This is a genomic window from Marinomonas balearica, from assembly GCF_004362145.1.
GTDB lineage: Bacteria > Pseudomonadota > Gammaproteobacteria > Pseudomonadales > Marinomonadaceae > Marinomonas > Marinomonas balearica.
The window spans coordinates 63,083-74,717 of record NZ_SNXC01000015.1 but is presented as its reverse complement, the minus strand read 5'-3'; the positions used below and the strand labels follow the sequence as shown (position 1 = coordinate 74,717).

The window sequence follows — 11,635 nt, the reverse complement described above, 5'->3', positions numbered from 1 at the left end:
CATCCCGTTCAATCAATCATTTAAGGTACTCACTATGTTGCATTCAATGTTCAATAAAATGTTGTTAAAAATGCAAAAGCGCTACGACTATGATGTCAGATACCAACAAGACATCCTTAATACCGGACTCGGCGTATTTTTAAAATTCATGGGCTTTCAAAGTATGGCGTCTCATGCTGGTAAATTACCTACAGAGGTGCTCTATGCCGCAAGAATCCGCGCAATCATCTGGGATGACTGCGGCCCTTGTACACAGCTTGTGGTGAGCATGGCACTGGAAGAAAAAGTCGAAGCGGATTTGGTTCGAGCCATTGTTGATCGTGATTTGGAAAATATGCCCGCACACATCGCCTTGGTAGTTCGGTTCACTGAGTTTGTTATGGCCCATAACCCAGAAGCGGATGATCTACGAGAAGAAATACGTTCTCTCTGGGGTGAAAACGGACTTATCACCATCGCTTTTGCCATTAGTTCCTACCGTGTCTACCCTGCGCTAAAGTACGCATTGGGTTACGGTAAAACCTGTAGCCGAGTGACCATAAACGATACCGCTATCCCACCCGGTAGGGCTTAGATTCAGGTTTATGAGGCAGTCAAAATTAGGGTCAGATGAACAACAACCCTTTTTTCTTCTGCCCCCAATTTATTTAGCCTTTTTCAGTCATCTCAAGAAAAGCGCTATGGGTTTCTCGATAAGCGGGTCTTTGACGGATCCGGTCGACGTAGGCAGCGACTTTAGGAGAGGGTTCCATCCACTTAAAGACCATGGAAAAGTCGAGCAAACCACCAAACACCACATCCGCCGCGGTGAATTGTTCACCCAGCGCCCAACCTGTTTCTGGCGTCATGGATTCTATAGTTTCCAAAACACGGGGCATATCCCCCCAACCTGCCGTTGTCGGTTCTGGATGCACCAACCCACAAACAGAAAGTGAAAACATAGGCTCAATGGTGTTACCTGCAAAAAATAGATAGCGGCAATACGCACCTCGATCAGCGGAATCAATGGCAGGTGCAAGCTTCTTTTCAGAAAACTTATCGGCGAGGTACGCACAAATAGCAGACACTTCGGTCACCACTGTGTCGCCATCCATCAACGCTGGCAACTTGCCCATAGGGTTGATGTTCTTGTACTCGGCTTGGTGATTCTCTTTAGTTGTAAAGTCGATGAACACTCGCTCATGCTCTACCTCGAGTTCTTTCAGCATCCAGTCTGTTGTGATGGCTCTACTCATAGGGTTGTAATAGTGCTTCATGTTTATACTCCTTTTACTCGTTATAAAGTTAATCGATGGAAGCTTTCCACTGATTTGAAGTATATGGATATTTATGCCATTTCATGACATATTTTATCTATGATAAATACCAGCTTTGAACAACGAGCCGAACGGCGTAATCGTCTCATCGGCCTACTTCGCTCCGAAGAATATTGGAAGACATCAGACCTGCGTGAGCAATTAGGGGTAAGCCAACGAACCTTAATGCGTGAGCTGGCTGAACTGAAAAAAGCGGGCTACCCCATTGAGTCCGATAGGGGACGAGGTGGTGGCATTCGACTAAACGGCCGATGGGGAATCGATCGATTAAATTTAAGCCATCATGAGGTCATTGAATTGATACTTTCTTTGGCCATTATGGAGTCTCTGAAATCCCCACTTCTTACAAGCAATTTAAAAGCGATCAAACAGAAACTGTTCCAAGCCTTCCCTCAAGAACAACGCAGTGCCGTCAGTAATATCCGTAAACGCATCATGATTGGCGACAACGCAGCCGCTAATACGGTATCACGCTACACAGAACCCGCTCAGGCCTTATCCGAGAGCATCGCAGAGGCGTTTTTACAGCAAAGATGTCTGGAGATTGATTATCAGTCTGACTCAGGGGAGAAAACAACGCGTGTGATCGAAGCGCAATACATCTTATTGAATTGGCCTATCTGGTACATCACTGCTTGGGATCATCTTAGATCGTCCTCTCGAATGTTTCGAATAGATCGAATCCAAAACGCTCGAATGATTGATGGTTACTTCCAACTTCGACCAATCGAAGAATTTATCGGTGCGTATACGCCATATTATAAAAGCATTTAACATGGAACTTTATCCTATCTACTCATCTATAGACGGGATAACTAACACCTTATGATAAGCAGTTTTTGGTCTAAGTGGACCGAATCATTTTTTTCAGCAGTTTTTCACAGGCAGTTAAAAGCAATGGCTCTAGATCTTTGGAAACAAAAATCGGCTTGTACCTAAAGACTCCCCTCAGGCTTAAAACGCCCGCAAGGTATTCACCCCAAGGCATTTTTACGGTTACCGAATAAGTTTTCTTGGTGCGTTGACTCTTTAGGTAATAGAGCCGAGACTTGATCTGAACTTTTGGGCGCCAAAAGATAGGTAACGAAAACGGTTGTGTCATTGTGGATGTGAACTCAGCTCCTTGCACTTTGGCGATCATCACGTCCAAGCCTAGGTCATTACCCTCAGGCTCATACACAGAACTAACAGGCGGAAGCGACGAAAAAACGCTCTCCACAATCACTTTGGCTTCATGATCTAGCTTCTCAGATTTAAACCAACCTTCCTCATCTGAGCGTTTCCACTCCTCTCTTGGCACTACAACAATTGACGCCATAAAAACGCGCGGTTTAGTACGCTTAAATATCTTAGATAGCATATGAATACAGCTCCCTTATTTATAGAGTCCCTGTAAGATAAAGGCCTCGCATTGTTTACGCACCCCAGAGTTCCTTAATGATTAGAACCTAACGAATTTGTTAAATGCCACATTAGAGACAGCTTCTTAGTAGATGTCTTCATATTAAATTTCAAAATCCACTTTTAGGCTATTACCTTCTCAACCAATTGCTCACGACTTATGACCGTTGCATATTCTCCGTGTAGATTTGCAAGAGACATCGCATGAACCTCATCCGCACTGCGTGCTAAGCCAAAATAGTCAGGTTTGGCAAAGGTAAAACAAGCATCGTCTATCACGTACACGGTATAGCCAAGGTTGCCGCCCGTTCTTGCGGTCGATTCCACTGAGTTGTTCGTTGCCACGCCAACCAAAACGATCTCATTAACACCAAGCTTTTTCAGTTCATCATCTAAGCTATTGTTAATAAACGCACAAGGAACCGATTTTTCAATGGTTGCCTCCCCTTCTAAAGGCAGAAATGCTTCCTTGAATTCGAATCCTTCTTGATCTGGCCAAAACACAGATTCTCTTTGTTTAGATCGATGTTTTACATGAAAGATCGGCCAGCTTTTCTGACGCCATAGAGACAACAAACTCGAAATTTCAGCTTCAGCACTTGGATTGTTTCTCAAGCCTAATTTGGGATGATCAATTCCCTTTTGCTGATCGATTAAAATTAATGCATGCACGTTACTTATTCCATGGTGAATCTAACAATTAAGGGGCTTATAGCGGAGCCGCGGCAGTAATAACCGCCTGCTGAATTGTCTTGTCTTATACAGGACGCACTTGTTATTTGAATTTAAAAGTTACCACCTCATCCTTGAGTAAGTTATTTGAGATTAACGAGTTAGAGATTTGGCGTCAATGAAGTTATGGGTGGCCTGTATAGATGCCTGTATAGATTTATGAAAAGCCGTTCGAGAGTTGCTCAGTCGGTGTCAAGATGAGAAGCCTCTTGAGCTATTTTAAGTGTCGATTCGGATCTTGACGGCCATGTAGTACACGGATAATTTCTACCGTGCCTGCAGTGACTCGGTAAAACAGAGCATGGCTTTCGATGGGTAGGCTTCTGACACCGGGTAGGAGTTCGGGGCGCTCAACGCCCATAAGTGGTTGTTCAGTAAGAGACCAAAAATGATCCTTTAGATTTTCTAAGTAACTGTCGGATTGGGCTTGTCCCCATTGCCGAAGCCCATACTGATAGATTTCTTTAAGGTCGGCTGTAGCGACAGGGGCTATAAAAAGTTGATGTGCAGGCATGCGCTTTAAGCTTTAATGTCGTCGAACAATGAATCTAAGGCAGATTTTGATTCGATGGCAATGCCCTCACCACGGTCTAGTTGGGCAGTCCCAACTTTCAGTTGTTCACGCAGGCGAGCCAATTTTACTTCGTGGATCCAGTCTTCGTGTGTGTCCATAAAGCGTAGCGCTTCACGAATCACTTCGCTGGCATTGTTGTACAGGCCGCTTTCAACTTTAGCTTTAATGCGAGACTCTAGCTCGGCTGTCAGGGATACATGCATGATGACTTCCAAGGGTAGACATTTATACAGATAATGCTAGGTTCAAATACAAATATTGTCAATGTTTGTATTTGAACCTAGCATGCCTGAGTCGCTACCTATTAAACACAGTGCCATTTATTCTAGCTCCTCTGTGAAAAGGATAATCGTGACCCCTTTTGCTCAATTTATGGCGTGCGCGGAGTTCATTGGTTCCCAAGTTGGCAAAGGCCGGCGGCAGATCAATACGATTTATGAAGATAGAGGTTATTCCGGTAGTTACATAATTCAGGACATCCATTTTATAACTTTCTTCCCAGAACCTTCTTGTACAACCGTTTTCCCTCAGCTCCCTTTGATAAGGGAGAGGGAGGGAACAAAATGGTTTAAACGTCTTGCCCGTGTTGGAGTAGGTAGGTTTTGGCTTCTTCTCGTCCCATGTATTTGCCGAGGGTTTTCAGAGGAACATTACGTAGGTCGACGACGATGAGGCCATCAAGTGTGTCGTTAAAGTCTGGGTCGAGGTTAAAACAGACGAGTTTACCGTTCATTTTAAGGTACTGACGCAGTAAAACAGGAAGGCCTTTGCCATCTTCCATTCGGCTTAATAAGTTAGACAGTAAGCTGGTATCGGCTAAGCACGATAGTAGATGCGGCTGCCAAAATGTATTGCCTGCTTTTTTAAACGGAACGGAGGGCGAAACTAATTCCGCTTTGTGTTCGTCGTAGCAGTGCAGCGACAATGCTTCCATCATCAGTTGGCGTGCCATTGGGCTGTAATCGTTGCTGATGCTCACTGGGCCAAACAAGTTGGTGTATTTTGGGTGCTTTGATGCAAACGCGGCGATCCCTTTCCAAAGTAGCAGTAAGGAGTTTAAGTTACGCTGATACTTTTGTTTCACGACAGAGCGCCCCATTTCAATGGAGGTGTCTAATGTCTCTAAAAACTCTGGCCCGTATTGGAATAAGCTTTTGGAGTACAAGCCGTCGATCCCGTTGTTCTCCAGCAATTCATCCACCAGCCCCATTCGATACGCGCCGACCAGTTCTCGCTCTTTACGCTGCCAGACAAAGAGTTGTCGATAGTAGTGGTCGTATTCATCAATGTCGCATGCGTTTCCGCTGCCTTCGCCAACCGCTCTGAAGTTCTCTTCCCGTACGCGACCAATTTCTTGCATCATATTGGGTATATCACGCGTGTGGACGCAATACACGTCGAAATCCCCTTGCTTCAATAAACAACTCTCGTCGCTTAATGCGTCGATTTCTGATTCCAGTACATCGGGCGATATCGGCGAGATAACAGGGTCTAAGTGTTGCGATACAGTTTTAGTTTGCGCAGCACTCTGTGGGCTCATTAAGTAGGTGTTCAGGCGTAGATACTTGACCAGTTCTTTGTTGTCTTCAAAACGCCCTGTTTCAGAATACGGTAATGGGTTGCCGATTAAGATCTGAATGTTCGAAGAATGTTTGTTCAATAGCTCGCGTCCTAACATGGCCGTTCGCAATAAGGGATGTATTTTTCCTGCGTTATAAAACAAGGCGCTGTTTTTCCCATCGATGTACATAGGAACCGTTACTGCGCAGCTTCGTTTGATAAACTTGGCGACGCTTTGGCTCCATTCCACATCGGCCAACATGTTTGCGCTTTTTCCTGTTTCGGGGTCACGATACGTAGAGACTTCTCCGGCGGGGAAAACAACCAGCACTCCGCCGTCACTCAAATGTTTGTGTGCATCTCGGACGGCTTTGGCATTGGTGCGAGCGGACGATTTGCCTTCGAATACATCCACACCAATAAACAGATCTGATATCTCTGGCAAACGCTTTAACAACTGATTCGCCAACACCTTCACGTCTTGCCTTACTTCGCCAATTAAGTCCGCGAGAATCACGCCCTCGACTGCACCCAAAGGATGATTGGCCACAATAAGAACGGGTCCCTCTTTGGGGATATTCTCAATGCTTCCGGCGCCAACACGGTAATCCACGTTAAGCACCTTTAGAGTGTGTCGCATGAACTCGAAACTGGACAGGTTTTGTGGACGTTTTTGATATAAACGATCCAGTTTAGCTAAGCCTGTCATCCATTCTAGAAAGGATTCACCCAAGCCAAATGGCGTGATACGAGGAAGACGAAAAGGACTTTGCATTCTAAATGCCTCACATTTTTTCAGCGGTGTTCAGTGGCAGAATAGTAGACAGTGTACCTTCAGAAGATGTCAGGTCTTTGACAGTCAAATAAAGCGCACTTAACCAAACTAGGCAGGCCATTCCGAACAGCAAACCGCCGTCGTATCCGACAATGTCACCTTGATCACTAAACGCTGGCATTTCTATCCCTAGCGGTGTGAATAAGTGAAAGAAGATCGCGCCCGACATCACACCAACACTCATGAGTGCGCCAAAGCCATGCAACCGGCTAAACAGCACGATGGCGGCAATCAATTCAGCTGTACCCACTATATACGCGCCATAATCTGCAAACCAGCCAAAGCCCGACCAATCGCCTAACGTACTAAAAATATAGTGGGTTTCATAAGACCCCGTAAATTTGAAGAAAAGCGATTGAATAAACACAAACGCAATGAAGGCAGACAGCGCATATTTGATATGTTTCGGTTTCATTTTAGAGTCTCTAACACCAATTCGATTTATTTTGCGATGAGCGTTGGCCAGTTTTTATCGCCTTGAGCAATGTGACCGGGAACGTCCTGATTCCACTTATCTTTGATATTTTGGTTGTAATTTAAATAGAGCTTGCCATTAACTATAGACCAATGTTCTGGATCGCCTTTTGCAAAATCGTTTTTCGCTGAGACAGCCCAAGCGCAATAACCGCCATACTGAGGCGCGTATTTTTCAGGGTCTTGTTTAAACAGATCCAAGTTCATTTGCGAGGCAAAATACCAGTTTGCACCTTTGTATTTTGTCTGAAATTCTGACTTCCCTTCCACGGGTTCACCTTCGGTAAAGTACGCCACGGTATCGTAGCCACCCACCGCTTTGCTGCTGAAATACCCTGTGTATACTTCGCTTTGAGCAAAGCTAAACGTGCTCATCATCAAAATCAGAGCGGCAAAAACTGTTTTCATTACGTTCTCCAATTAGTTTCCAAATGGGTTAATGTTGAAATCTACGGTTTCCTCGACGAATCGAGATCTTTGGCTAGCACACTAAACTCGTGTATCGAGTCAGCATGACACTGTTTCGTTCTATGGCCGTTTTCGATAACTTTTCACAAGGCGGCCCTGCAACATAGCTCATCAACTGTTCTTGTGCGCTCACTTGCACGAAAGTAAAACTCACACTTTGCGCATCTTCCCTGTGCATACACACAGAACGGTGTGATTCAGAAGCATGATGATGGCGATGAAAATCAATCAAAGAATCAAAATCCGGCGATTCGATGGCATCGTAGACCGAGCGTCGGTAAGCACACACTTCGCCCAAATCGACCCCCGACGAAAAGTGAGGAGACTGCATCTTTTTTATGGAGACGGTCTTTCCGTCCCAACAAAAGCCGGTAACTTGCGTTTGGCCATACACAAATACTAAAAGGGTAAAAGGTGCAAAGCTTTCCATCGTTAAGACTCTGAACCTCGCCGCGATCTGTTCAAGCCCAGTAGAGTTGGAAAGCAGTTTGAGAAAATGCCCTCTACTTGTCAGCTCCCCTTCTGGCACTTGGCCTTGGTAGTTGTTGAGCAAACATAGAGATAATCCCGCTTCATTCGTACTGATCCAACTGCCACCGCCTACTGGATCAATTGGCATTAATACATCGACCCCTTTTAAGGTCATCTGCTTCGGAGCAAGCGCGGCTGCGCGCGTCTTTTGCTCATCTCGATTAAAAAAGATTTGATAGCCGCTTTTATCAGTAACCCATGTCACCGAGCACATTAGGACTGCCCTCTCATGTAGGTTGCCGTTGCTGGCGCAATACCAAACAGCTCGTTAACTTCCACGTTAATAAGGCTCAACGCGACTTTGATCATGGCGTAATGGTGGTTTGCGTGCAGCGCTGAGAAAGTGATCTCCCGCCCCAGTGTGGATTGAGAGTGACTGGAAACTTCTCGTGAAGACGACAGTTCGTTGATGACGGTGGTACTTTGACAAATCTGAACGCTGTTTAACGAATGCAACCATTCCATCAAGACGTGTATTTCTGCTTTGGCAACGTCAATCGACGTTTCAACCGTATGCCCTCGACGACGAAGGTTATAATCGATCGCTCTATTCTCCATCGTACTGGCGGTTATCACACTGTTCGCTACGGCCTGAAAAACATCCAACATATGACGATAATGCGCGCCGATGCTGCTCATCATATGCGGGCTGGCGACATGCACATATTGCGCGTGCGTCAGCGTATTAAGACAATCTAACCCTTGTTGAAGCACCTCTAACGCGCCGTCAATAATCGCGCGATCGTCGCGGGTTTCTGTTCTGCTTATTGAAATCACTGTCATAGTTTTATCTCTGCCCTAATCCGTGGATGGGTAGTGGCTAACAAGCTTATTTTCGGCTCGCCACGCCTTAAGTAGTGCTGTGAGCTTAGGTGTTTTAAAGCCACGCTTTTTGTTGAGCACACCGATTTCAAATAGAATTCGATATTGCTTAAGTAAGGTCGAAAAAATATGCTTCAGCGGTGTGTTGCAGTCCCAAATGTGCGTAGCTTCACTGCTGGCGCCGTTCATTTCTAAAATGCTGAAATTCTCGCCTTGCATCAGTTGAAGAATGTTCTCGAATTTGACATCCAAGCGACCGTAATAATATCCCTCTACATCTTTTAGAATGTCGTCGAGTTTTTCAGTCAGCGCTTGAGAAATGTATTGGTTACCGTCTCTAAAAATAGAGCCTCGACTGTGGCTTCCTGCAAAGGCGAGGCGAACCTCTTCATTTGGCTCTGGAACCGTATCCAATGTGTCTAAATGTCTTGGAAAATAGAGGTGACTGAGCTGACTGGCACGAGGGCAGCTTTCAATTAATTGCTTTAATGTATTTACACCATCACCAACGACACTGGGTGCGTATTTCAGCGTTATCGAGATAATCTTACCCTTAGATTCCCCCGGATAACGAACGTAGAACACGCCAGCTTCGGCTTCATAAGGGGCTTTTCGCTGTATCAAAAAGCGTGCGTCTTCAGGAAACTCCTCAATGTAGTTTTCCAGTTGTTGCAAGGTATCGATCAACTTTACACCGACACCACGACAACCAAGATCGGGCTTCGCAACAACGGGAAACTCAAGGCCTTTGACTTCCATAAGATGTAAGGCTTTTTCAACCTGAAGCTCTAACGACGCGGTGGTTTTCGTTAATGCACAAAACGGTTCTATCCATTGCTGGGCATAAGGCCCTGCTAGATTCAAAATGGCTTCTTTTGATTCTCCGACCATGCCGCTCAGTTCAATGCTTGGGTTCGCTATCAATGGCAAGCAGATATCGCCATGTCGAACACCCAAGGCTAAGCTTTGAACAATCACAGGTGCGTAGAAAAACCATGTGGGCATAAACTCATAGGGAGACACGCTCCGTTGAGGATTGATCTCCATTTTCGGCATTCCCGCATTCACTCGATACGGTTCAATAAATTGAATGTCTATTGTCGATGTCATAATAGAAGCTACGCATACCTACGCTTAAGTAATTTAGAAAGAACCAAGTTGGCGAACAGCAATACGGATAACGCAATCACTGGAACCAACCACTTAATCTCGTGAAATACCTCGGATGCAGCCACGCCAACGTAATAGAGAAGCGTAAAGATCAAGACACTCCAAATACTCGTTGCCACGAGTGCGGCAGCCAGAAAGAGCCACGGCGAAAGCGCCATAAAGCCACTTAATGTGAACCCTATGGTTCTTAAACCCGGAATAAATCGAATTAAAAATAAGTTTAGAAAAGGACGCTGAACAAGCTTTTTACGCGTGTATTTAAAGTAGCGGCTTGTGAGCGTTTTGTATCTCAAGCCTCTAAGACGGCGGCCATATCGCCCTAACACATAAAGCGCCATATCCCCTGTTACAATGCCGACAAAGATCGCAATGAGCGCAACAGGAATATTAACCAGCCCTTGAGTTGCCAGAGTCGCCGCGCACACAATCGCGACATCCTCAAGCAGGTAGGTCAGAAGTAGTAACCCAACGAAGACAAAACCAACAGAATCAGCATGGGCGCCGATCCAAGTTTGCCACTCCACTAACATGTTGAGCCTCGACGGGCGTTAGCGTTTATGGATGTGATAGATGATGTCAAAATTGTCGCCTCGTTAAGCTTATAAGATAGAAAATCCCTTATTTACAGCTTCCTTAACTGTAGATTAGACGAGGCAAGTTTGTGGTTTATTACACTCTTTTTAAATTTTATTGCTAAATTTTCTGTGGTGTTTGCTCTAAGGTCTGAGACGGTTTTTCGCCAAACAGAGTTTTGTAGTCTTTGGCGAATTGACTGAGATGCCAAAAACCCCACGTTGCCGCGACATCCGATACCGTGGCATTACCGTGGCTTTTTAATAGGTTACGGCGTGCGCCATTTAAACGAGATATACGCAAGTACTGGATAGGGCTCATGCCGATGATGCTTTCAAAACTGTATTGCAGCGTGCGTCGGCTCACGTTTGTTACCTGACATAAATCGGTCACCGTGAGCGGTGTGTCACTATGGGCTTCGATAAAGCTTCGCGCAGCATCGACCACCTCTTTACGTCGATGGAACGTTTGTGTACTGGCCGGTTGCGGTGTTTCTTCTTTCAAAACTTCGAGCAATGCCATCATCAAAACATCGTGTGACATTCTATTGGCTTTGGTGTGAGCGCTCATGTCCAACATCCGTTGCAGAACAATACGAACATCTCGCAATGTTTGCTCCGGTATTGCCAACCGCCCATGTTGCATCAACTCTTTCCAGTTCAACTCTACACCGTGTATTTGCGCTGTGTTCATTAGCGACTCTAACTGCACAACCATGCCGTACAGATCATAGTCTTCAGGCGTAGTCAGTTGGAACTCGTAATCACCGGGGCGACACATGATGGTATTTGGGTGAATACTTAAGCCGTTAATTCGACTGGCTTCTTGATTCTCCACCGGAATCCCTAGCCAAACGGAATCAGACCATACAATGCACTTTTGTTGTAAGGCTTGGCTGGTGTACTCCTGAAACACTTGAAGATCACTAAAAGCAAGCTCAGTAATACTGCCAAAAAAGCTCCCCCGACTGGTTTGATCGTACTCTTGATTCCAATCGGTCAGATTATCCGCATGCAGGTCTGCATCAAATGCTTCGGTTCGACGTATTTCATTGACCCTTTTTGGTGCATTCATATGTAGTGACATGCTGATCGCTCCCCCATATATATCAAAATAGTGCAATGCAAGTTATCGGAAAATATTTAAATCATTGATATGTAATGAATTTAATTTTTGCCA

At 45.3% G+C, this 11,635-nt stretch carries 15 protein-coding genes; 2 read left to right on the top strand and 13 right to left on the bottom strand.

Annotated features, from left to right (window positions below; all coding sequences use genetic code 11):
- Positions 1-34 precede the first annotated feature (34 nt).
- Positions 35-574: a hypothetical protein gene (locus tag DFP79_RS15535; protein WP_133504868.1), complete on the top strand. Its 540-nt coding sequence runs from the start codon at positions 35-37 to the stop codon at positions 572-574.
- Between the two features lie 73 nt (positions 575-647).
- Here the strand turns inward: DFP79_RS15535 and DFP79_RS15530 are convergent, their stop codons facing one another.
- The gene (locus DFP79_RS15530) at positions 648-1,256 is read right to left on the bottom strand and encodes a glutathione S-transferase family protein (protein ID WP_133504867.1); all 609 of its coding nucleotides are present in this window, start codon (positions 1,254-1,256) and stop codon (positions 648-650) included.
- 99 nt (positions 1,257-1,355) lie between these two features.
- On the opposite strand from DFP79_RS15530, the gene DFP79_RS15525 reads away from it, so the two are divergent.
- Complete coding sequence (locus DFP79_RS15525) at positions 1,356-2,090, top strand: helix-turn-helix transcriptional regulator (RefSeq protein WP_133504866.1); 735 nt, start codon at positions 1,356-1,358, stop codon at positions 2,088-2,090.
- A 70-nt stretch (positions 2,091-2,160) separates the two neighbouring features.
- Here DFP79_RS15525 and DFP79_RS15520 read toward each other — a convergent pair whose 3' ends face one another.
- The 12 genes from DFP79_RS15520 to DFP79_RS15465 all read right to left on the bottom strand — a co-directional run bounded on the left by DFP79_RS15520 (position 2,161) and on the right by DFP79_RS15465 (position 11,542).
- Positions 2,161-2,676, bottom strand: coding sequence for a hypothetical protein (locus DFP79_RS15520; RefSeq protein ID WP_133504865.1), 516 nt, complete (start codon positions 2,674-2,676; stop codon positions 2,161-2,163).
- A 164-nt stretch (positions 2,677-2,840) separates the two neighbouring features.
- Positions 2,841-3,389: a cysteine hydrolase family protein gene (locus DFP79_RS15515; protein ID WP_133504864.1), complete on the bottom strand. Its 549-nt coding sequence runs from the start codon at positions 3,387-3,389 to the stop codon at positions 2,841-2,843.
- A gap of 274 nt (positions 3,390-3,663) precedes the next feature.
- Positions 3,664-3,963, bottom strand: coding sequence for a type II toxin-antitoxin system RelE/ParE family toxin (locus tag DFP79_RS15510; RefSeq protein WP_133504863.1), 300 nt, complete (start codon positions 3,961-3,963; stop codon positions 3,664-3,666).
- 5 nt (positions 3,964-3,968) lie between these two features.
- Positions 3,969-4,226, bottom strand: coding sequence for a type II toxin-antitoxin system ParD family antitoxin (locus tag DFP79_RS15505; RefSeq protein ID WP_133504862.1), 258 nt, complete (start codon positions 4,224-4,226; stop codon positions 3,969-3,971).
- Positions 4,227-4,591: 365 nt separating this feature from the next.
- Positions 4,592-6,358 (bottom strand): lysophospholipid acyltransferase family protein, encoded by a 1,767-nt coding sequence (locus DFP79_RS15500; RefSeq protein WP_133504861.1) that lies wholly within the window; start codon positions 6,356-6,358, stop codon positions 4,592-4,594.
- Between the two features lie 10 nt (positions 6,359-6,368).
- Complete coding sequence (locus DFP79_RS15495; RefSeq protein ID WP_133504860.1) at positions 6,369-6,833, bottom strand: hypothetical protein; 465 nt, start codon at positions 6,831-6,833, stop codon at positions 6,369-6,371.
- Positions 6,834-6,859: 26 nt separating this feature from the next.
- A complete protein-coding gene (locus DFP79_RS15490) occupies positions 6,860-7,300 on the bottom strand; it encodes a YHS domain-containing (seleno)protein (RefSeq protein WP_133504859.1) in 441 nt (146 codons plus the stop codon).
- A 73-nt stretch (positions 7,301-7,373) separates the two neighbouring features.
- Positions 7,374-8,105, bottom strand: a complete 732-nt coding sequence (locus DFP79_RS15485) for an NRDE family protein (RefSeq protein WP_133504858.1) — start codon at positions 8,103-8,105, stop codon at positions 7,374-7,376.
- Positions 8,105-8,674, bottom strand: a complete 570-nt coding sequence (locus DFP79_RS15480) for a hypothetical protein (protein WP_133504857.1) — start codon at positions 8,672-8,674, stop codon at positions 8,105-8,107. The genes DFP79_RS15485 and DFP79_RS15480 overlap by 1 nt, the downstream gene beginning before the upstream one ends.
- Positions 8,675-8,689: 15 nt before the next feature.
- A complete protein-coding gene (locus DFP79_RS15475; RefSeq protein WP_133504856.1) occupies positions 8,690-9,823 on the bottom strand; it encodes a D-alanine--D-alanine ligase in 1,134 nt (377 codons plus the stop codon).
- 8 nt (positions 9,824-9,831) lie between these two features.
- Positions 9,832-10,413 (bottom strand): DedA family protein, encoded by a 582-nt coding sequence (locus DFP79_RS15470; protein WP_133504855.1) that lies wholly within the window; start codon positions 10,411-10,413, stop codon positions 9,832-9,834.
- Between the two features lie 163 nt (positions 10,414-10,576).
- Positions 10,577-11,542, bottom strand: a complete 966-nt coding sequence (locus DFP79_RS15465; protein ID WP_133504854.1) for a helix-turn-helix domain-containing protein — start codon at positions 11,540-11,542, stop codon at positions 10,577-10,579.
- Positions 11,543-11,635 lie beyond the last annotated feature (93 nt).